Genomic DNA, 19,253 nt, shown 5'->3' with positions numbered 1-19,253 from the left:
GCTGCGATGGCTGCGAAGCGGCCCCTGCATTTCAAAGCGAACGAAGGTCCTTCGGCCCTTAGCGCAGCCTTCGGCAGCGGCTACAGGTGCCCGACTCAATTCTTAGGAAGGTGCAATGAAGATTTCCCGCCAAGCCTACGCCGACATGTTCGGCCCCACCGTCGGTGACAAGGTGCGCCTGGCCGACACCGAGCTGTGGATCGAAGTCGAGAAGGACTTCACCACCTACGGCGAAGAAGTGAAGTTCGGCGGCGGCAAGGTGATCCGTGACGGCATGGGCCAGGGCCAACTGCTGGCGGCCGAGGTGGTCGATACCCTGATCACCAACGCGCTGATCATCGATCACTGGGGCATCGTCAAGGCCGACGTTGGCCTCAAGGACGGGCGCATTGCCGCCATCGGCAAGGCCGGCAACCCGGACATCCAGCCCGACGTGACCATCGCCGTCGGCGCCAGCACCGAAGTCATCGCCGGCGAGGGCATGATCCTCACCGCCGGCGGCATCGACACCCATATCCACTTCATCTGCCCGCAGCAGATCGAAGAGGCGCTGATGAGCGGCGTCACCACCATGATCGGCGGCGGCACCGGGCCGGCCACCGGCACCAACGCCACCACCTGCACCTCGGGGCCGTGGCACATGGCGCGCATGCTCCAGGCGGCGGACGCGTTCCCGATGAACATCGGCTTCACCGGCAAGGGCAATGCCAGCCTGCCGGAACCCTTGATCGAACAGGTCAAGGCCGGAGCCATCGGCCTCAAGCTCCACGAGGATTGGGGCACCACCCCGGCCAGCATCGACAACTGCCTGAGCGTCGCCGACCAGTACGACGTGCAGGTGGCGATCCACACCGACACCCTCAACGAATCGGGCTTCGTCGAAACCACCCTCGGCGCGTTCAAGGGCCGCACCATCCACACCTATCACACCGAAGGCGCCGGCGGCGGCCATGCCCCGGACATCATCAAGGCCTGCGGTTTGCCCAACGTGCTGCCGAGCTCGACCAACCCGACCCGGCCGTTCACCCGCAACACCATCGACGAACACCTGGACATGTTGATGGTCTGCCACCACCTCGACCCGAGCATCGCCGAGGACGTGGCCTTCGCCGAAAGCCGCATCCGCCGCGAGACCATCGCCGCCGAAGACATCCTCCACGACCTGGGCGCCTTCTCGATGATCAGCTCCGACAGCCAGGCCATGGGCCGGGTCGGCGAGGTCATCACCCGCACCTGGCAGACCGCCGACAAGATGCACCGCCAGCGCGGCCCGCTGCCGGGCGACGGCGCCGGCAACAGCAACTTCCGGGTCAAGCGCTACATCGCCAAATACACGATCAACCCGGCGATCACCCACGGCATCAGCCACGAAGTGGGCTCCATCGAAATCGGCAAATGGGCCGACCTGGTGCTCTGGCGTCCGGCGTTCTTCGGGGTCAAGCCGACATTGATCCTCAAGGGCGGGGCCATCGCCGCCAGCCTGATGGGCGATGCCAACGCCTCGATCCCGACCCCGCAACCCGTGCATTACCGGCCGATGTTCGCAAGCTACGGCGGCAGCCGGCACGCCACCAGCCTGACCTTTATCAGCCAGGCCGCGCTGGCGGCCGGGGTGCCGCAACAATTGGGGCTGAAAAAGCAGATCGCGGTGGTCAAGGGCTGCCGCGACGTGCAAAAGAGCGACCTGATCCACAACGACTACCTGCCGGATATCGAGGTCGACCCGCAGACCTATCAAGTCAAGGCCGACGGCGTGCTGCTCTGGTGCGAACCGGTGGACGTGTTGCCGATGGCGCAGCGCTACTTCCTGTTCTAGAAAGCTGGCTGTTCTAGAAACCTGGATCCAACGGGCGCCCATCCGGGCCGCCCAACGGTCAGCAAAGCCGGACGTCTTACCGTGTTGAACGGCTCAATCGCGACTAGAATTCGACACGCCGTCCTCACTCTGCTGCCTGACAAGGTTCCCGGCCATGCGTCTACCCGATTTCATCGTGCAACAGGTTGATCGCATCGTTGATGAGTGGGAGCGGTTCGCCCGATCCATTGCCCCCGATACCGACTCCCTGACCCGCCTGCAATTGCGCGACCACGCCAAGTCCATCCTGCTGGCCGCCGCTCGCGACATGCGCACTGCCCAGACCGCCAGCGAACAGGCCGCCAAGGCGCGGGGCGAAGGCCCGGAAAAGACCCCGAGCCTCGACGAAGCCGCCGCCAGCCATGGCGAATTGCGGCACAACGTGGGCTTCGACCTGGTGCAGATGACCTCGGAATTCCGCCACCTGCGCGCCTGCGTGATCCGCCTCTGGGTCGCCAGCCTGGAGTCGCCGGAACTGGCCTATTTCCAGGACATGATCCGTTTCAACGAAGCCATAGACGAAGCATTGGCCGAGTCCACCGCGGCCTATGCCGAACAGGTCAACCGTTCGCGGGATATCTTCCTGGCGATTCTCGGCCACGACCTGCGAACCCCCTTGCAGGCGGTGAGCATGTCCACCGAGATGCTGGCGCGCAAAGTCGCGCTGGACGCCGATGCGCTGGCCTACGTGTCGCGGATCAAGAGCAGCTCCCGGCACATGGCGACGATGGTCGGCGATCTGCTGGAGTTTGTCCGCAGCCGCCTGGGCAGCAGCCTGCCCATCGAGCCCGCGCCCATGGACATGGCCAGTGCCGCCAAGGCGGCCATGGACGAAGCCTGCGCCGGCTGGCCGGACTGCACGCCGGCGCTGAACTTCCATGGCGACAGCCATGGCATCTGGGATCGCGGGCGCATCGAGCAGATGCTGCAGAACCTGATCGGCAACGCCCTGCAGCATGGCAGCAATAACCACACCGTGACCGTCACCCTCACCGGCGCCGCCGAGCAGGTGCTGCTGACCATCCACAACTACGGCCCGCCGATCCCCAAGGAAGCCTTGAGTACCCTCTTCGATCCGCTGGTACGCAGCGCCAACGAAGAACTCGGCAGCTCCTCCACCAGCCTCGGCCTGGGCCTGTTCATCGTCAAGGAAGTGGTCACCGCCCACCAGGGCAGCATCGAGGTCAACTCCAGCGAGGCCGATGGCACCACCTTCACCGTGACCCTGCCGCGGGTGTCCCACGCCGAATAGTCGTAGAGAGCAAACGGCCGACATCCCTGTAGCCGCTGCCGAGCCTGCGAGGCTGCGCTCGACCGCGGAGCGGTCGTAAACCGGGCACTGCTTTCCTTCAGGTAAACCGCTAATACAGGTTTTGCGAGGACTCCGTCCTCGAACGCAGCCTCGCGAGCTCGGCAGCGCCTACAGACGCTCGTCACTCGCTGAGCAGACGCCCCAGGCGCTGCTTGAGCATCTGGTTTTCCGTGCGCAATTCGCGGACTTCGTCGAGCAGTTCCAGCGCCAGGGCGACGCCTTCCCACTCCAGTTCCAGATCACGCCGCAACTTGGCGGCGCGCTTGGCGACCGCCAGTTCGTAATCGGTGAAACGCCAATCCCGTGGCGCCGAGCCATGGGGATCGAGGATCCCGTGCTCGACAATTTCCATCACATAGGCGGCCGGCAGATCGGCCACCTCGCAGAACTCTTCCATATCCAGCTGAACGATCAGGGTGCTCATGGTTAGCGACTCCTTGTTTCAGATCAGAATGGGTTGCAGATCAGAAATGCTCCCGCGGATTGAAGGCGGCCTTTTTCGCCAGCTCCTGCCACAGCGCCTTGACGTCGTCGCCGGAGGCCTTGGGCATCACGGCCTTGAGCTGCACGAACAGATAACCGCGATGCCCGGCCTTGTTCAGCAGGCCATGGCCCTTGGCGCGCAGGCGTTGGCCGTTCTGGCTGCCGGCCGGCACCTTGAGGTTGATCTTGCCGGTCAGGGTCGGCACCGCGACCTCGGTCCCCAGCGCCAGCTCCCAAGGGGCCAGCGGCAAGGTGATGATCAGGTTCTCGCCCTCGATATCGAACTTCGGATGGGGCGCGAAACGAATGGTCAGGTACAGGTCGCCATTGGCCCCACCACCGACACCCGGCGCGCCCTGGCCCTTGAGGCGGATACGCTCGCCGTCGGCGACGCCGGCCGGGATCTTCACGTTCAGGCTCTTGCTGGTGTTGCTGACGTGCTGGCCGGCAGCGTTGTACTGCGGCACCTTGAAGCTGACCTTCTTCGACTCGGCCGACAGGGTCTCTTCCAGGAAGATCGGTAATTCCATTTCCACGTCTTGCCCCCTGCGCCCGGCGCTGCGCGATTGTCCACCGCCGAAACCCGGCCCGCGGTTGCCGAAGATCGAACTGAAGAAGTCCGAAAAATCCCCGCCATCGCCGAAACCGCCGGCATCCGCGCGGCCCTTCCAGCCCGGTGGGCCCTGGAACGGCTGGCCGTGCTGGCCGTAACGCCGCAGATCGTCGTATTCGGCGCGCTTGTCCGCGCTTTTCAGCGCTTCGTAGGCTTCCGACGCGTCCTTGAACTTGGCTTCGGCGTCTTTTTCCTTGCTGACATCGGGGTGGTATTTGCGCGCCAGCTTGCGATAGGCGGCCTTGATCGCCTTGTCGTCCGCCGTCGGCTCCACCCCGAGAATCTTGTAATAGTCTTTGAAGTCCATCTAAGGATCACCATCCGTTATCAATATGGCGCGGCGGGACGTACAGCATGCACTCTTGAACAGCGTCAAGGCTGATCGATCTCAATACTGTGACTCACGCGGCGCAGCAGAAGTTTATCGGCAGCTGGCGGCGGTTCTTGCGACCGCCCGATGGCTGCCCGGCCCATGCCTGCAAGTTTGGGGTGAAGAATAGTCTTTCAAGGCTTGCGGGTTTCGATTTAGCGGATAGTCGGCCTTCGATTCTGCGAACGACTGGCATACACTGCGCGGCCGTTTTTTCCAACCGGAACTCGAAAGACATGAAAAACGCATCTGCGGCCCGTGCCTGCGGTATCGACTTCGGCACGTCCAACTCCACGGTCGGCTGGCTACGCCCCGGCATGGAAACGCTGATTGCGCTGGAAGACGACAAGATCACCCTGCCGTCGGTGGTCTTCTTCAACATCGAAGAACGCCGTCCGGTGTATGGCCGCCTGGCGCTGCACGAATACCTGGAAGGCTACGAAGGCCGGCTGATGCGCTCGCTGAAGAGCCTGCTGGGTTCCAAGCTGATCAAGCACGACACCAGCGTGCTGGGCACGGCGATGCCGTTCAAGGACCTGCTGGGCCTGTTCATCGGCCAGCTCAAGAGCCGCGCCGAAGCCGCCGCCGGCCGGGAGTTCGAGGAAGTGGTGCTGGGTCGCCCGGTGTTTTTCGTCGATGACGATGCCGCCGCCGACCAGGAGGCCCAGGACACCCTGGTGGAAGTGGCGCGCAAGCTGGGCTTCAAGGAAGTCTCCTTCCAGTACGAGCCGATCGCCGCGGCCTTCGACTACGAGTCGACCATCGAGCGCGAAGAGCTGGTGCTGATCGTCGACATCGGCGGTGGTACCTCCGACTTCTCCCTGGTGCGCCTGTCGCCCGAGCGCCGTGGCCTGGACAACCGCCACGAGGACATCCTCGCCACCGGCGGCGTGCACATCGGCGGGACCGACTTCGACAAACAGCTTTCGCTGGCCGGCCTGATGCCGCTGTTCGGCTACGGCAGCCGGATGAAGAGCGGCGCCTACATGCCCACCAGCACCCACATGAACCTGGCGACCTGGCACACCATCAACTCGGTGTACTCGCAGAAGTCCCAGCTGGCCCTGGGCAGCATGCGCTACGACATCGAAGACACCGGCGGCATCGACCACCTGTTCAAGCTGATCGAGCAGCGCGCCGGGCACTGGCTGGCCATGGAGGTGGAAGAGACCAAGATCCAGCTGACCCACGCCGACAACCGCGTGGTGCCCCTGGACCGTATCGAGGCCGGCCTGAGCGTGGACCTGAGCCGGGCGCTGTTCGAGTCGTCGATCGACAGCCTGCTGGAGCGCATCCGCGGCAGCGTCACGCAACTGCTGAGCGATGCCAATGTCGGCGTCGGCCAGATCGATACGGTGTTCTTCACCGGCGGTTCCAGCGGCATCCCGGCCCTGCGCCAGAGCGTCGCGGACATGCTGCCCAACGCCCGCCACGTCGAAGGCAATATCTTCGGCAGTATCGGCAGCGGCCTGGCGATCGAAGCGAAGAAACGTTACGGCTAAAAAAGCATCGCCTGTAGCCGCTGCCGCAGGCTGCGATAAGGTCCGCAGGACCTTCAGCGATGTTGAGATCGCTACGGCCTTCGGCCGATCGCAGCCTTCGGCAGCGGCTACAGGGATAGCGTCAGGTCAAACCAACCCCGCCAGCTTCAATTCACTCTTCAGGTAGGCGTAGTAAATCGGCCCGGCCACCACCCCCGGCAGGCCGAACGCCGCCTCGAACACCAGCATCGCCAACAGCAATTCCCAGGACTTGGCACTGATCTGCCCGCCGACGATCCGCGCGTTGAGGAAGTATTCCAGCTTGTGGATAAAGATCAGGTAGCCCAGCGCCGCCGCGGCCACCCAGATCGACAGCGACATGCCGACGATGGTGATCAGGGTGTTGGAGATCAGGTTGCCGATCACCGGCAACAGCCCCAGCAGGAAGGTCAGCACGATCAGGGTCTTGGTCAGCGGCAGCTTGACCCCGAACATCGGCAGGATCAGCGCGAGGAAGATCCCGGTGAAGAAGGTGTTGAGCAGGGAAATCTTGATCTGCGCGAACACGATGTTGCGAAAGGCCTGGACCAGCAGGTGCAGGCGGTCGAACAGCGCGGCCGCCAATGGCTTGCGCTTGGTCAGGTCGGGCACGCGCTGCAAGGCGATGATCGCCCCCAGCACCATGCCGATCAGCAAGGTCACGAACATGTGCGCCGCGTCCTTGCCCACCAGTTGCAGCTCGCTCAGGTGCTTGCTGGCCCAGGCGCCGATGGCCACCTGGAACTCCGCCGCGCTGGCCGGCAGATAGGAGTCGAGGAACGGCGGCAGCTGGCCGCGCGCCTTGTCCACCACCGTCATGAACTTGTCCAGGGAAGCCCCCGGGTTCTCCGCTTCGTGCAGCAGGAAGCTGATGGCGCCGGCGAACAGCAGCGTCAGCACGCTGACCACCAGGGTGCCAAGCAGGGCCACCGCCAACCAGCGTGCCCGCCGACCTTCGATCAGCCGTTGCAGTTGCGGGGTGAGCATGTTGACCAGTTCGAACACCAGCAGGCCCGCCAGCAGGCTCGGTAATAGCCGCAACGGGATTACCAGCAACAGGCCGCCGAAGATGATCACCCAACTGAACAACAACAGATGACGCTGAGAAAACGTTGGCATACAGCCTCAAACAAACAGCGTGAAAGGATTGGCAGTCTGCCAGCGTTGCACTGACGATGCGAGGCCGACAGGCGCGGGTTTGCTGGCGATCAACGATACAGGGTGTGTCAGGCAAACCGCCGCGACCGGATCGTGAACAAGCTCGCGCCTGCGAGGGAGAAGGTTATTGCTTCTTCAGGCACGTGCTCATGAAGGTCTTGCGCTCATCGCCCTTGAGGGCTTTGGCAGTGGCGTCGGCGTTGCAGGTCTTCATCCGTTCCTGCGGGGTTGCCGCGGCAGCCGGGGTGGCTTTCAGGCAGGTGCTCATAAAGGCTTTGCGTTCATCGCCCTTGAGGGCTTTCGCGGTGGCGTCGGCGTTGCAAGTGGTCATCTTGTTCTGCTGGGCGGTGGCGGCAAAGCCTTGGGAACAGAGCAGCAGACCGACCATCAACAAAGGGATACGCAGCATCTTCATGGAGTTTTCTCCTTGTTACCGCACCGACGGGCGCGGCCTCCAGCGCAGTGTAGACAAACCCTGTTACAGGTTCACCTGTTCTGTAGGCTGGTGCGCCGGTACTGCTCGGGGGTGCAACCGGCCTGGCGCTGGAACATCGCGATAAATGCCGAGGCGCTGCTGTAGCCCATGTCGAACGCCACCTCCTGGACACTGCGCGCGCTGTCCAGCGCCTCGATGGACGCCAGGAAGCGCAGGCGCAGGCGCCACTCGCCGAAACTCATGCCCAGCTCGCGCACGAATTGCCGGGCCAGGGTGCGTTCGCTGACGTGGATCTGCCGCGCCCAATCGGCCAGTGCGCGGTTATCCCCCGGGGCGGCCTGCAACGCTTCCAGCACACCGAGCAAGGCCGGGCTGCTGGCATAAGGCAGGTAACCGTCATGCACCGGCGCCTGTTGCAACTGGTCGAGCATCACCTGAGCCAGGCGGCCGTCCGCTTCCTGCTCGGGAATCTGCACGTCGCGCGCGGCGAAGTCCTTGAGGATCGCCTTGAGAATATCGCTGATGGCCAGGGTACAGGCCTGCTGCGGCAGCGCCTGGCACAACTGCGGGGCCAGGCACACGGCGCGGTACACGATCGGCTGCGGGCTGTAGAAACTATGCTCGGTGCCCGGCGGAATCCAGATGGCGTACTGTGGCGGCGACATAAAGCGCTGGCCGGCGATTTCCATGTGCATCACGCCATGGGCCGAATACTCCAGGCAACCCCAGGGGTGGCGATGTTCCAGCGCATGGCTGTGGGCGTCGAAATCGGCGTAGCGGAAGTACACCGGCGCCGGCAGACCGCTGAAGGGCAGCAGGTCGATGTGTTTTTTGCTCATGCTGTCCGGATTCAGGGGCGGGTTGTCTGGATCGAAGTATAGGCCTTGATCCAGACAGAGGGATAATCACCCTTCATCAACGTTCTGGTTTTTCCTCATGCAATACGCTTATCCGTTACTGGCCGTCTTTATCTGGGCCGGCAATACCGTCATCAATAAACTGGCGGTCGGGGCGATCTTCCCCGCGGAGATCGGTTTCTATCGCTGGCTGCTGGCCGGCCTGTTGTTCACGCCGTTCATGCTCAAGGCAGTGGTCGCCCATTGGGCGGTGATCCGCCCGAACCTGGGCAAGATCTTCATCCTCGGCGTGCTGGGCATGGCGGTGTATCAGAGCCTGGCCTACTTCGCCGCGACCCTGACCTCGGCCACCAACATGGGCATCATCCTCTCGCTGATGCCGCTGATGTCGCTGGCCATGGCCATCGCCAGCCTCGGCCAGCGCCTGACGGCCGGCGCCCTGGCCGGTGCCGTGTTGTCGTTTGCCGGGGTACTGGTGGTGGTGTCGTCCGGCAGCCTCGACGTGCTGCTGGAACAGGGGGTGAACCTGGGCGACGCGATGATGCTGATCGCCACCCTGGCCTACGCGATCTACAGCACCCTGCTGAAAAAATGGCAGCTGCGCCTGCCACCGCTGGTGCTGCTGTACCTGCAGGTGCTGGTGGCCGTGGTGGTGCTGTTTCCGCTGTTTTTGGCCTCGCCGAAAACCGGCCTGACCCTGCACAACATTCCCCTGGTGCTCTATGCCTGCCTGCTGGCCTCGATGCTCGCGCCGCTGGCGTGGATGCAGGCGGTGGTACGCCTGGGACCGAGCCGCACCACGCTGTTCTTCAACCTGCTGCCGCTGATCACCGCGCTGATTGCCGCCGTGGTGCTGCATGAACAGCTGGCGTTGTATCACCTAGTGGGTGGGGTGCTGACCCTGGGCGGGGTGATTCTGTCGGAACGCTGGACCACCGCGCTGGGGCGCAAGGCCAGCGTCGCCTGACAGATCGTCATCTCAAGACCGCCACATCCCTCTCTGGCTATACCCCCGCCGCCTTCAACCGCTGCGCATGCTCGACAAACAGCCGGATCGGCTCGGCGCCCTTGCCCACCAGCCCCAGCGACTGGTTGACGATATCGAAGTGGTCCAGGGGGTAATCGTCGCCAATCACCGTGCCCAGGTGCGAGCTGTAGCGGCCGACCATGCCATCGCATTGCCCGGCCTCGCGGACAAAGGTCCTGGCGAACAGCCGGCAAGTGCGGTTGGTGCCGTCGAACAGGTTGCGCCCGCGATTGGTCTTGCCCGGCTGCAAGGTGCCGGACCAGGAGTAGTAGCGCACCCCGTTGACCTCTTCCGGCCCCTGCCCGCCCCAGGTGTCCGGCAGGCCCTGGGGATACTGGCGGTTGAACAGCGCCACGCCCTCGCTGGTCAGCGAGCGGTGCGAGGCATGGATATCCGCCGGCAGCTTCGGCCCGCGATAGCCGGTGTCGAGCCAGCTCATCAGCACGGCAATCACCCGCAGGATAAAACTCAGCACACGCCCGCGCAGGGTGTCGATGGAATGGTGGCGCTCGATGTAGTCGGCCAATTCGGAGCCATGATTGGGCCCGGCCACCGAGGTCACCGAGGCCACCCAGTCCGGCCGTTTGGCCGCGGCATAGCGGGCGGTAAGCGAGCCCTGGCTGTGACCGATCAGGTTGACCTTGTCCGCGCCGGTTTCGCGGCGGATCTCCTCGATCCGTGCCAGCAGTTGCTCGCCGCGCACCTCCGTGGAGTGCAGCGGCGAGACCTGCACGGCAATCACCGTGGCCCCGCCGCGGCGCAACGCCGACTCGATGCCGAACCAATAGGAGTACAGCACCAGCCGGATAAACCCCAGCATGCCGGGGACCAGGACCAGCGGGTAACGCGTGGCAAGCTCTTGGGACATGGGAACATCCTTGTGATCGGACTTGTATCAGGGACCGCGGCGCCCAAGGCTGGATGCAGGACAGCAGCCAAGAGCATCGACAGCCAAGATGACAGTTTCACGACCACTGTATGACATTCCCCGGGTTCCATCCCTTCTACTTCAACCCCACCACCCCGGCCACGATCAGCCCCACCGACAGCAGCTTGACCAGCGTCAGGCTCTCCCCCAGCAAGGCGAAACCGAGGAACACCGTGCCCAGGGAGCCGATGGCGGTCCAGATCGGGTAGGCGATGCTCACCGGCAGTTCACGCATCGCCAGGGTCAGGAAGTAGATGCCGCCCAGCGCGGCCACCACCGTCAGCAGCGACGGCCACAACCGGGTGAACCCCTCGGCGTACTTCATGCCCATGGCGAAGGTGACTTCGAAGGCGGCGGCGATCAGCAAGAACAGCCAGGCCATGTCGCCTCCTCAGAAGGTCCGCGCCAGTGCCAGCAGGCGCTGCTCGGCTTCGGCGCAGGACACCTGGAACGTGCGCTCGGCCGATTCCTCGCCTTCGGCCGCGACCACCGTGACGTCGTTGATACCGATAAAGCCCAGCGCCGTGCGCAACCATGGGTCGGCATGGTTCATGGCCTCCAGCTCGCCGCCCGGGCCGAAGCCGAAGCCGCCGCGACTGGTGACGATCAGCGCTTTCTTGCCCCGCACCAGCGGCTCGTACTGGGCGACACCGTTGTCCTGGACGGTATTGAAGGTCAGGCCCAGGCGCACGATCTGGTCGACCCAAGCCTTGAGGCCGCTGGGCACGCTGAAGTTGTACATCGGCGCCGAGATCACCAGCAGTTCATGTTCCAGCAACTCCGTCACCAGCTCGTCGCTCAGGGCCAGGTCGGCCTGCATCGACAAGGGTCGTGCCTGGGGTTCGGGATAAAACGCCGCGGCGACAAAGGCTTCGCTGACGTGGGGCAGCGAAGCGCGACCGACTTCCCGGCGGGTCAACCGGCCCTGGGGATGGGCCTCGAGCCAGGCCTGGAGAAAACGTTCCGTCAGCCGCCGCGAATGGGAGCGTTCGCCACGGGGGCTGCCATGTACTGCTAGAATTCTGCTCATCTGTCATTCCTCATCCTGGATCATTCTGGAAGACCGTAAAAAGCCTTCCTGGGCGAGGAATAAAGCTATTGATGCAGGCCCCATGGAACAAATGAGCAATAGTTGATCAGGATGAATCCATTTCACCCATAAGGTGACCCAGTATGTTTGCCAACCTGCCGTTGACCGCCCTGCGCGCCTTCGAATCGGCGTCCCGGCTCCTGAGTTTCAAGGCCGCCGCCGAGGAACTGTCGGTTACGCCCACGGCGATTTCCCACCAGATCCGCTCCCTGGAAAGCTGGCTGGGCGTGCCGCTGTTCCAGCGCCTGCCGCGCCAGGTGCGCCTGACCGAATGCGGCGAACGGCTGTTTCACAGCCTGCACGGCGCCTTGCTGGAAGTGGCGCAGAGCGTCGACAGCCTGCGCCCGCAACGCAGCGGCGCGAACCTGATGATCTCCACCACGCCGGCCTTCGCCGCGCTGTGGCTGGTGCCGCGCCTGGGGCGCTTTTATGCCCGGCACCCGAACATCAACCTGCGCCTGGACACCAACTGCGAGGTCATCGACCTGCAACAAGATGCGAGTGTCGACCTGGTGATCCGCTACAGCCTGGACGACTACCCCAATCTCTATGGGCTGTGCCTGTTCGACGAGTGCTTCGCGGTCTACGGCTCGCCGGAGCAGGTGGCCCTGGCCCGCCAACAGACGCCGACGCTGATCAGCGTGCGCTGGCACAATTCCAAGCTCTACGCCCATGGCTGGGAGGCCTGGTGCGACAAGGCGCAGGAAAGCTGGATGCAGGGCCGCCCAGTGATTCGCGAATACGACGAGGAACACTACGCCCTGCAGGCGGCCATTGCCGGCCAGGGCCTGGTGCTGGCCAGCAATATCCTGGTGTCGGAAAGCGTGGCCAGCGGCCTGTTGCTGCCGTATCGCCCGGAGATCCATGTCGACGGCGCGGGCTACAGCGCCTTGTGCGTACCCGGGCGCGAACGGCATCCGCCGGTGCGGGCGTTTTTCCAGTGGTTGCGCGAAGAGGCCCAGGCTGCCGGGCATCCGCTGCTCGCCGCCGGCTAATGCCCTTGAACGGGTAGGAGCGAGGCTTGCCCGCGAAAGACGCGCCGCGGTTATGCAGATGCACCGCGTCGGATTCTTCGCGAGCAAGCTTCGCTCCTACAGGCGCGAAAGGCGCGTGAGCTCAACGCGTCGGCTTGACCGCCACCGGCGCCTTGCCCGAACGCATCTGCTCGAGTAGCGGCGCGCACTGGTTCGGCTCGCCGCCGCTCGGAGCCACCAGCGCCAGCAACCCGGCCGCCGGCCCGGCGATCACCCCCAGCGCCACCATGCCGGCGCCGCGCAACATCAGCGGTACGGCCTTGACCCCGGCCTCCGGCTTGATGAACTTGCCTTGCACATAGAGCGGCGAGCGCAGGGAGAACAGGCGCAAGCCCTTGGATTCCGGGGTGATGGTCAGGTCCAGTTGCTCGCTGGCCATGTTCGCGGTGCCGTCGATGTAGACGATCGCGTTCTCGGTGTCGAACACGAACAGGCGGCTGGTGGCCAGGCCGGTCTTGATGCCGAAGTCGGCGGCGGCGCAATTGATCTTCACTTCCTTGTCGCCAAACATCTTGCCGATCACATAGTTGCCGACGTTGAGCCCGGCGATCTCCATCAGGCTGCGGCTGATGGCGCCGTCGTTGATCAGCATCTTCAGCTCGCCATTGGCACTGCCGAGCAGGGCCGCCACCGAGTTTCCGCGCCCAGCGATATCGGCATCGCCATTGAGTTCGCCGAAGCTGGTTTTCATCGGCTCGAAGGTCGGGAACAGCTGCTTGAGCTTGAAGTTGCGCGCGGTCAATTTGGCCCGGCCTTCCAGCGGCGTGGCCTGGCCGTTGAGGCGAATCTGCGCATCCAGCTTGCCGCCGGCCACGCCGAAACGCAGCGGCTCCAGGCTCAGGCGCCCGTCGTCGAGCACCAGATGGGTGTACAGGTCGGTGAAGGGCAAGTCGGCGCTATGGACGATGCGCTTGCCGGTGAACTCGACATCGGCGTCCATGTCGCGCCAGCGCTCGGTGCGGAACTCTTCCACCGGCAACACCTTGTCCGCTGGCTGCTTGCTGTCGCCGCCCCGGGCCTTCTGCTCGGCGTTGGAGTCGGCACCGATCAGCGGCGCCAGGTCGCTGAACAGCAACTGATTGGACACCAGCGTACCAGTCAGCTTGGGCCGCGGCTGGCTGGCGACGTAGGTCAGGTTGCCGTGGATGTCGCTGTCGCCGATCTTGCCGTTGAAATCCTGGTACTGGAACTTCGCCCCGGCCGGGTCGCGCAACTGCGCGCTCAGGTGGCCATCGGTGGCATAGGCCGGCGAGTCCGGCAGGGTCACGCCGGTCAGCGGGTACAGGTTGCCCAGGCTGGTGCCGGCAAGCTTCATGCGCAGATCCAACGCACCGAGGTTGAGCGGGTCGGTCAGGGTGCCGGCCAGTTCGACGCGGGTATCGCCGATCGTTGCCTGGACCTGCAGCGGAAACGGCTTGCTCGCGTCCTGCAGCGCCAGCAAGCCGCCGATCTTGCCGGAACCGGCGAGCGCCTGGCCGTGATATTGCCCCTTGGCCTTGAAGGCAAAGGCGTAGGACTGGGGAGCCGCGCCTTTCTCCTCGGCTTTCTTCGCCGCCTTGTCGCCGACGATGTCGCTGAACGGAATCGGCTTGCCCAACGGGTCGATCAGCAGGTCGAGGCGGGTTTTTAGGCTTTGGTCATTGAGGGTGACATGGCCTTTGTCGAAGCCGATGGCGCCGATATCCACCACCCAGTTGGAGGGCTCGGCATTCGGGTCTTTCGGGTCGAACTGGAAGGTCCAGTTGGCGCGGCCGTCGGCCAGGCGTTCGAGGGCCGCGTTCGGCTCGGTGAGGTCGATACGCGGAATGCGCACGCGCTGCGCCAGCAATGCCAGGGGTGAAATACGCAATTCGACGCGCTTGAGGCTGACCATCTGCGGCGCCTTGGACCAGTCGGGGTTGCCCAGGGTCAGGTCTTCGGCCACCACATGCGGCCACGGCACCCAGGTCCGCCAGCCGCCTTCGTCGGGCTCGCGCTGCCAGATCACCGCCAGGTTGCCGTTGATGGCGAAGGGGCGATGCAGTTCTTCGGAGACTTTGGCATTGAGTGGCGGCTTGATCCGGTTCCAATCGAAGAACGCGATGATCAGTACCAGCACGGCCAGCAGCAGGAAAAGGCTACCGACTGTCCAGGCGAGAATTTTACGAGTGCGCGTCATGCACAGGGCTCCTGACTACTGAAGGGCGCCGGGATAACGACGCCCCTGTGAACGGCCGGGGTTGAAATCCACCGGTCATGGAAACTAGGACTGACAAACGGCCCGCAGGTTTAACCCAAGGCCGCGAATCAGACACAAAAGCACGGATTTTCCTGACCGAAGCGCCAGCTTGGCGTTACCGCCGCCGCACTTTTGCGAGGCGCAGATGGGTCGAAAATACCCACCCCGGTGCAAAACCCCTCTTCGGAAACGCCCGTTCTAGAGGCCTCGGGCAGAACAATCAATTCTGTTGATTATTACCATTGTCTTTATGAACTTTTATATCGATTTTGCGCGCGTAACATTGGCTCCGTACCCACTTTATCGCCCTCCCAAGGAGCAACCCATCATGAAACGCCAATTACTGCTTAGCCTGACCCTCTCGATCCTGGCAGCCAACGCTTTCGCCCTGCCAGCCGCTGAACAGGCTACCCCACAAGTCAAAGCAAGCACCTCGGTATTCACCCAGACCCTGGCTTCCGACGGTAGCGACCGTACCCCACAAGGCCAGACCCTGGCTGAAGACGGCTTCGATCGCACTCCCCTGGGCCAGGCTGTAGCCGAAGGCGGCCGTGATCGCCTGGAAGAGAAAGGTCTGGTTTAAGACGGCAACGACCGTTTGGCCTAACGCAACCCAGCTGTGAGTCAAGCCTATGATGCCTCTACAGAAAAGCCCGGTCCCTGGATCGGGCTTTGTTTTTTCCTGAGCCGCGCCGTTTTTTTCTGCGTCCACCGCTCCGATCCAGGTCTCGCCTTCAGCCTACCGCCCCCACCAGGTTCGACGCCGGCAAAGTTGATTTGCTAGAGTGCGCCGCTCTCTTGATCAGAAAACCAGCCCGCCGATGCTGCCCCGCGCCGAACAGAAACAACAGACTCGCAACGCTCTGATGGACGCTGCCCGCCACCTGATGGAATGCGGCCGCGGATTCGGCAGCCTGAGCCTGCGCGAAGTGGCGAAAACCGCCGGCATAGTGCCGACCGGTTTCTACCGGCATTTCGACGATATGGACCAACTCGGCCTGGTACTGGTCAGCGAAGTCGGCCAGACCTTCCGCGAAACCATCCGCCTGGTGCGCCATAACGAATTTGTCATGGGCGGCATCATCGATGCCTCGGTGCGGATCTTCCTCGATGTAGTGGCAGCCAACCGCTCGCAGTTCCTGTTCCTCGCCCGCGAGCAGTACGGCGGTTCGCTGCCGGTGCGCCAGGCGATCGCCAACCTGCGGGAAAACATCAGCGCCGACCTGGCGGCCGACCTGACCCTGATGCCCAAGCTGCAACACCTGAACATCGCCGACCTGACGGTGATGGCCGACCTGATCGTCAAAAGCGTGTTCGCCACCTTGCCGGACATCATCGATCCGCCTGCGCAAGCCCTGCCCGAGCACCTCACGCCCCAGGCGAAAATCACCCAGCAGCTGCGTTTCATCTTTATCGGCCTCAAGCATTGGCAAGGGCTGGGCAGCACCGAATAACCCCCGCCGCTGCGCTCAACCGCACAACCTCCTCCACCGCCTCATCTGCCCGCCATGGCTCGCGCCAGAGCGGCGCTTCGCCGCGCATCAAAAAACAGCACAACGCACCAAGTCAGTGCTATAAATCAGCGCACACCCTGAATTTGTAACAAAATAAAACAGAAGCCTGCCCCATTTTCAGGCGCTTTCCACCCGTTTCCAATCAGACCGGGCGATTGGCAAGGCACTTGCTCTACACCCTGCATCGCTCATAGCTGGAAGCCTTCCAATGCTGGTGATTCATCGCAGAATCGCGCCGCAACCCGACTGGTCCGCCGAGTTGCACCTGACCTTCGAAGCCCGCAGCAAAAGCCGCTTGCGCTGCTTTAGTGCCGACGGCGAAGACGTCGGGCTGTTTCTGGAGCGTGGCCAGCCGCCGCTGCACGACGGCGAATGCCTGCAAGCCGAGGATGGCCGGATCGTGCGGGTCTGCGCGCGTCCGGAAACCCTGTTGCATGTCACCTGCCGCAATGCCTTCGAACTGACCCGCGCCGCCTACCACCTGGGCAACCGCCACGTCGCCCTGCAAGTCGGCGATGGCTGGCTGCGCCTGCTCGACGACTATGTGCTCAAGGCCATGCTCGAACAGCTCGGCGCCAATACCAAAACCATCGAGGCGCCGTTCCAGCCGGAACACGGCGCCTACGGCGGCGGCCATCATCATTCCCGCCACGGCGACGAGGACTTCAACTACGCGCCGCGGTTGCACCAGTTCGGCGTCCGTCAATGAACCCAGCCTGGGCCCTGCTGCGCCTGGCCAGCCCACAGCTGCCGATTGGCGGCTACAGCTATTCCCAGGGCTTGGAAATGGCCGTGGAACAGGCCAGGGTCAACGACCCGCACAGCGCCCGACGCTGGATTGGCGACCAGTTGCTGCTCAACCTCGCACGCTTCGAAGCACCGCTGTTGCTGGCCCATTGTCAGGCGGCCACCGACGAGGACTGGGCGCAATTGCTGCAGCTGTGCCAGGAACATCGCGCCAGCCGCGAAACCCGCGAGCTGCATCAGGAAAGCCGGCAAATGGGCTATTCCCTGCAACAGCTGTTGAACGGCCTGCCGGAGCTGGATCCGCCGGCCCGCGCCTTTCTCGCGCAGATCGCCGAGCCGCATCTGGCCCTGGGCTGGGCCCTGGCCGCGCGGGCCTGGCGGATCAGCCCGCAGGACGCCCTGGCCGCCTGGCTGTGGAGCTGGCTGGAAAACCAGCTGGCGGTGCTGATGAAAACCCTGCCCCTGGGCCAGCAGGCTGCTCAGCGCCTGACCAGCGAACTGTTGCCGCTGTTGCAAGAGGCCCAGCGCAATGCCTCGAACCTCGACCCCGAACATTACGGCAGCGCCGCCTTCGGCCTGTCCCTGGCGTGCATGGCCCATGAGCGCCAGTACAGCCGCCTGTTCCGTTCCTAGGTCCTTTTAGTCTGGCGCCTTTTACTGGGTGCCTTTTATTGTGGAGAGTCACATGAACGCACAACCTCTGCGCGTCGGTATCGGCGGCCCGGTGGGCTCCGGCAAGACCGCCCTGACCCTGGCCCTGTGCCTGGCCCTGCGCGAACGCTACAACCTGGCGGTGGTGACCAACGATATCTACACCCGCGAAGACGCCGATTTCCTGGTGCGCAATCAGGCCCTGGCGCCCGAACGCATCATCGGCGTGGAAACCGGCGGCTGCCCGCACACGGCGATTCGCGAAGACGCCTCGATCAACCTCGAGGCGGTGGATCAGCTGAACCGGCGTTTTCCCGGCCTCGACCTGATTCTGGTGGAGTCCGGCGGCGATAACCTGTCGGCGACCTTCAGCCCCGAGCTGTCCGACCTGACCATCTACGTGATCGACGTGTCGGCGGGCGACAAGCTGCCGCGCAAGGGTGGCCCGGGCATCTGCAAGTCCGACCTGCTGGTGATCAACAAGATCGACCTGGCGCCCCTGGTCGGCGCTTCGCTGGAGATGATGGACGGCGATACCCAGCGCATGCGCGGTGGCAAGCCGTTCGTCTTCAGTAATCAGAAGACCGGCCAGGGCCTGGAGGAAATCATCGCCTTTATCGAACGCCAGGGACTGCTGATCGCGGCCTGATCGCTCTTTTCAAAAAAGCTCAACAAGGAAGCCTGTCCATGACCCTCAAACGTATTCTCGGCACCCTCGCCCTGCTGCTGACTCCAGCTTTGGCCTTCGCCCACCCGGGCCACGGCGACAACGGCCTGATGGCCGGCATCAGCCACCCGATCGGTGGCCTCGACCACTTGCTGGCGATGGTTGCGGTCGGCCTGTGGGCCGCGCAGCAGCAAGGCGCGGCGCGCTGGGCACTGCCCTGCACCTTCGTCGGCACCATGCTGATCAGCGGCGTGCTGGGTTTTGCAGGGCTGAACCTGCCGGCCCTGGAAAGCGGGATCGCCGCCTCGGTCCTGGCCCTCGGCCTGGCCGTGGCCCTGGCGGTGCGGCCACCGTTGAGCCTGGCGGTGGCCGCCACCGCGCTGTTCGCCCTGTTCCACGGCGTGGCCCACGGCCTGGAACTGCCGGACATGTCCAGCCCCTGGACCTATGCCGCAGGCTTCGTCGCCGCCACTGCGGCACTGCACGCGGTCGGTTATGCCGTGGTCCGGCTCCTGCCACAGGCCGCTGCGCCGCTGGTGCGCCTGGCGGGCGCGGCGTCCGCCGCGACGGGCGTGTGGTTGCTGGCCGGCTGAGTCGCCCTATACCGGCGCTCCTGTAGGAGCGCCGGTCAAAACTCGATTGCTCGCGATGCGTTCTTGGCGACATACCCCGTCGCCTGGATCGCGAGCAAGCTTCGCTCCTACCCCGCACACCACGATCCCCGGGGCCTTCTCTGCTACCATGTCGCGCATTCCACCCTGCCGTGACGACGC

Annotated in this window: 19 protein-coding genes and 1 pseudogene; 11 read left to right on the top strand and 9 right to left on the bottom strand. The window is 64.0% G+C overall.

The window, feature by feature from the left end; all coding sequences use genetic code 11:
* Window positions 1-115 precede the first annotated feature (115 nt).
* Together ureC and AC07PQ_RS14550 are read left to right on the top strand one after the other, a co-directional pair.
* A complete protein-coding gene (ureC, locus tag AC07PQ_RS14555; RefSeq protein WP_284172003.1) occupies window positions 116-1,816 on the top strand; it encodes an urease subunit alpha in 1,701 nt (566 codons plus the stop codon).
* 154 nt (window positions 1,817-1,970) lie between these two features.
* Entirely contained in the window at window positions 1,971-3,107 is a 1,137-nt protein-coding gene (locus AC07PQ_RS14550) for a sensor histidine kinase (protein ID WP_493185759.1), read from the top strand.
* A gap of 181 nt (window positions 3,108-3,288) precedes the next feature.
* Here AC07PQ_RS14550 and AC07PQ_RS14545 read toward each other — a convergent pair whose 3' ends face one another.
* Together AC07PQ_RS14545 and AC07PQ_RS14540 are read right to left on the bottom strand one after the other, a co-directional pair.
* A complete protein-coding gene (locus AC07PQ_RS14545) occupies window positions 3,289-3,591 on the bottom strand; it encodes a chaperone modulator CbpM (protein ID WP_007923674.1) in 303 nt (100 codons plus the stop codon).
* A 40-nt stretch (window positions 3,592-3,631) separates the two neighbouring features.
* Window positions 3,632-4,570 carry a DnaJ C-terminal domain-containing protein gene (locus AC07PQ_RS14540; protein WP_007923673.1) on the bottom strand — a complete coding sequence of 313 codons (939 nt, stop codon included), beginning with the start codon at window positions 4,568-4,570 and terminating at the stop codon, window positions 3,632-3,634.
* Window positions 4,571-4,869: 299 nt separating this feature from the next.
* On the opposite strand from AC07PQ_RS14540, the gene AC07PQ_RS14535 reads away from it, so the two are divergent.
* A complete protein-coding gene (locus AC07PQ_RS14535; RefSeq protein ID WP_493185758.1) occupies window positions 4,870-6,135 on the top strand; it encodes an Hsp70 family protein in 1,266 nt (421 codons plus the stop codon).
* Between the two features lie 126 nt (window positions 6,136-6,261).
* Here the strand turns inward: AC07PQ_RS14535 and AC07PQ_RS14530 are convergent, their stop codons facing one another.
* The 3 genes from AC07PQ_RS14530 to AC07PQ_RS14520 form a co-directional block, all read right to left on the bottom strand.
* A complete protein-coding gene (locus AC07PQ_RS14530; RefSeq protein ID WP_007932772.1) occupies window positions 6,262-7,272 on the bottom strand; it encodes an AI-2E family transporter in 1,011 nt (336 codons plus the stop codon).
* A 163-nt stretch (window positions 7,273-7,435) separates the two neighbouring features.
* Entirely contained in the window at window positions 7,436-7,726 is a 291-nt protein-coding gene (locus AC07PQ_RS14525; RefSeq protein ID WP_007932771.1) for a PsiF family protein, read from the bottom strand.
* A 71-nt stretch (window positions 7,727-7,797) separates the two neighbouring features.
* On the bottom strand, window positions 7,798-8,586 hold the full coding sequence (locus AC07PQ_RS14520; protein WP_493185757.1) for an AraC family transcriptional regulator: 789 nt from the start codon (window positions 8,584-8,586) through the stop codon (window positions 7,798-7,800).
* 97 nt (window positions 8,587-8,683) lie between these two features.
* Between AC07PQ_RS14520 and AC07PQ_RS14515 the strand changes: the two genes are divergently transcribed.
* Window positions 8,684-9,571: a DMT family transporter gene (locus AC07PQ_RS14515; RefSeq protein WP_009041942.1), complete on the top strand. Its 888-nt coding sequence runs from the start codon at window positions 8,684-8,686 to the stop codon at window positions 9,569-9,571.
* Window positions 9,572-9,608: 37 nt separating this feature from the next.
* Here the strand turns inward: AC07PQ_RS14515 and AC07PQ_RS14510 are convergent, their stop codons facing one another.
* The 3 genes from AC07PQ_RS14510 to AC07PQ_RS14500 form a co-directional block, all read right to left on the bottom strand.
* Entirely contained in the window at window positions 9,609-10,499 is an 891-nt protein-coding gene (locus AC07PQ_RS14510; protein ID WP_053259454.1) for an esterase/lipase family protein, read from the bottom strand.
* A gap of 136 nt (window positions 10,500-10,635) precedes the next feature.
* Window positions 10,636-10,941 (bottom strand): DMT family transporter, encoded by a 306-nt coding sequence (locus AC07PQ_RS14505; RefSeq protein WP_007932767.1) that lies wholly within the window; start codon window positions 10,939-10,941, stop codon window positions 10,636-10,638.
* 9 nt (window positions 10,942-10,950) lie between these two features.
* On the bottom strand, window positions 10,951-11,589 hold the full coding sequence (locus AC07PQ_RS14500; RefSeq protein WP_007932766.1) for an FMN-dependent NADH-azoreductase: 639 nt from the start codon (window positions 11,587-11,589) through the stop codon (window positions 10,951-10,953).
* A gap of 143 nt (window positions 11,590-11,732) precedes the next feature.
* Here AC07PQ_RS14500 and AC07PQ_RS14495 point away from each other — a divergent pair, with 143 nt between their 5' ends.
* Window positions 11,733-12,644 carry a LysR substrate-binding domain-containing protein gene (locus tag AC07PQ_RS14495; protein ID WP_007932758.1) on the top strand — a complete coding sequence of 304 codons (912 nt, stop codon included), beginning with the start codon at window positions 11,733-11,735 and terminating at the stop codon, window positions 12,642-12,644.
* A gap of 121 nt (window positions 12,645-12,765) precedes the next feature.
* On the opposite strand, the gene AC07PQ_RS14490 is transcribed toward AC07PQ_RS14495, so the two are convergent.
* The gene (locus AC07PQ_RS14490; RefSeq protein ID WP_493185756.1) at window positions 12,766-14,841 is read right to left on the bottom strand and encodes an AsmA family protein; all 2,076 of its coding nucleotides are present in this window, start codon (window positions 14,839-14,841) and stop codon (window positions 12,766-12,768) included.
* 388 nt (window positions 14,842-15,229) lie between these two features.
* Here AC07PQ_RS14490 and AC07PQ_RS14485 point away from each other — a divergent pair.
* The 6 genes and pseudogenes from AC07PQ_RS14485 to AC07PQ_RS14460 all read left to right on the top strand — a co-directional run.
* A pseudogene (locus AC07PQ_RS14485) lies at window positions 15,230-15,481 on the top strand (hypothetical protein); the annotation flags it as partial.
* A gap of 241 nt (window positions 15,482-15,722) precedes the next feature.
* Window positions 15,723-16,355: a TetR family transcriptional regulator gene (locus tag AC07PQ_RS14480; protein WP_007925240.1), complete on the top strand. Its 633-nt coding sequence runs from the start codon at window positions 15,723-15,725 to the stop codon at window positions 16,353-16,355.
* Between the two features lie 268 nt (window positions 16,356-16,623).
* A complete protein-coding gene (ureE, locus tag AC07PQ_RS14475; RefSeq protein WP_007925239.1) occupies window positions 16,624-17,124 on the top strand; it encodes an urease accessory protein UreE in 501 nt (166 codons plus the stop codon).
* On the top strand, window positions 17,121-17,795 hold the full coding sequence (locus tag AC07PQ_RS14470) for an urease accessory protein UreF (protein ID WP_493185755.1): 675 nt from the start codon (window positions 17,121-17,123) through the stop codon (window positions 17,793-17,795). The genes ureE and AC07PQ_RS14470 overlap by 4 nt, the downstream gene beginning before the upstream one ends.
* Before the next feature lie 52 nt (window positions 17,796-17,847).
* Window positions 17,848-18,462 carry an urease accessory protein UreG gene (ureG, locus tag AC07PQ_RS14465; RefSeq protein ID WP_007925234.1) on the top strand — a complete coding sequence of 205 codons (615 nt, stop codon included), beginning with the start codon at window positions 17,848-17,850 and terminating at the stop codon, window positions 18,460-18,462.
* Between the two features lie 38 nt (window positions 18,463-18,500).
* Window positions 18,501-19,073 (top strand): HupE/UreJ family protein, encoded by a 573-nt coding sequence (locus AC07PQ_RS14460; RefSeq protein WP_493185754.1) that lies wholly within the window; start codon window positions 18,501-18,503, stop codon window positions 19,071-19,073.
* The last annotated feature ends 180 nt before the right edge of the window (window positions 19,074-19,253 follow it).

Source organism: Pseudomonas sp. GW821-FHT09E12 (genome assembly GCF_059416085.1).
This window is presented reverse-complemented; position numbering and strand designations above follow the sequence as displayed.

Bases quoted from the DNA above. Each gene is read 5' to 3' on its own strand.
- ureC (WP_284172003.1), top strand. From the start codon at position 116: ATGAAGATTTCCCGCCAAGCCTACGCCGACATGTTCGGCCCCACCGTC.
- AC07PQ_RS14550 (WP_493185759.1), top strand. From the start codon at position 1,971: ATGCGTCTACCCGATTTCATCGTGCAACAGGTTGATCGCATCGTTGAT.
- AC07PQ_RS14545 (WP_007923674.1), bottom strand. From the start codon at position 3,591: ATGAGCACCCTGATCGTTCAGCTGGATATGGAAGAGTTCTGCGAGGTG.
- AC07PQ_RS14540 (WP_007923673.1), bottom strand. From the start codon at position 4,570: ATGGACTTCAAAGACTATTACAAGATTCTCGGGGTGGAGCCGACGGCG.
- AC07PQ_RS14535 (WP_493185758.1), top strand. From the start codon at position 4,870: ATGAAAAACGCATCTGCGGCCCGTGCCTGCGGTATCGACTTCGGCACG.
- AC07PQ_RS14530 (WP_007932772.1), bottom strand. From the start codon at position 7,272: ATGCCAACGTTTTCTCAGCGTCATCTGTTGTTGTTCAGTTGGGTGATC.
- AC07PQ_RS14525 (WP_007932771.1), bottom strand. From the start codon at position 7,726: ATGAAGATGCTGCGTATCCCTTTGTTGATGGTCGGTCTGCTGCTCTGT.
- AC07PQ_RS14520 (WP_493185757.1), bottom strand. From the start codon at position 8,586: ATGAGCAAAAAACACATCGACCTGCTGCCCTTCAGCGGTCTGCCGGCG.
- AC07PQ_RS14515 (WP_009041942.1), top strand. From the start codon at position 8,684: ATGCAATACGCTTATCCGTTACTGGCCGTCTTTATCTGGGCCGGCAAT.
- AC07PQ_RS14510 (WP_053259454.1), bottom strand. From the start codon at position 10,499: ATGTCCCAAGAGCTTGCCACGCGTTACCCGCTGGTCCTGGTCCCCGGC.
- AC07PQ_RS14505 (WP_007932767.1), bottom strand. From the start codon at position 10,941: ATGGCCTGGCTGTTCTTGCTGATCGCCGCCGCCTTCGAAGTCACCTTC.
- AC07PQ_RS14500 (WP_007932766.1), bottom strand. From the start codon at position 11,589: ATGAGCAGAATTCTAGCAGTACATGGCAGCCCCCGTGGCGAACGCTCC.
- AC07PQ_RS14495 (WP_007932758.1), top strand. From the start codon at position 11,733: ATGTTTGCCAACCTGCCGTTGACCGCCCTGCGCGCCTTCGAATCGGCG.
- AC07PQ_RS14490 (WP_493185756.1), bottom strand. From the start codon at position 14,841: ATGACGCGCACTCGTAAAATTCTCGCCTGGACAGTCGGTAGCCTTTTC.
- AC07PQ_RS14480 (WP_007925240.1), top strand. From the start codon at position 15,723: ATGCTGCCCCGCGCCGAACAGAAACAACAGACTCGCAACGCTCTGATG.
- ureE (WP_007925239.1), top strand. From the start codon at position 16,624: ATGCTGGTGATTCATCGCAGAATCGCGCCGCAACCCGACTGGTCCGCC.
- AC07PQ_RS14470 (WP_493185755.1), top strand. From the start codon at position 17,121: ATGAACCCAGCCTGGGCCCTGCTGCGCCTGGCCAGCCCACAGCTGCCG.
- ureG (WP_007925234.1), top strand. From the start codon at position 17,848: ATGAACGCACAACCTCTGCGCGTCGGTATCGGCGGCCCGGTGGGCTCC.
- AC07PQ_RS14460 (WP_493185754.1), top strand. From the start codon at position 18,501: ATGACCCTCAAACGTATTCTCGGCACCCTCGCCCTGCTGCTGACTCCA.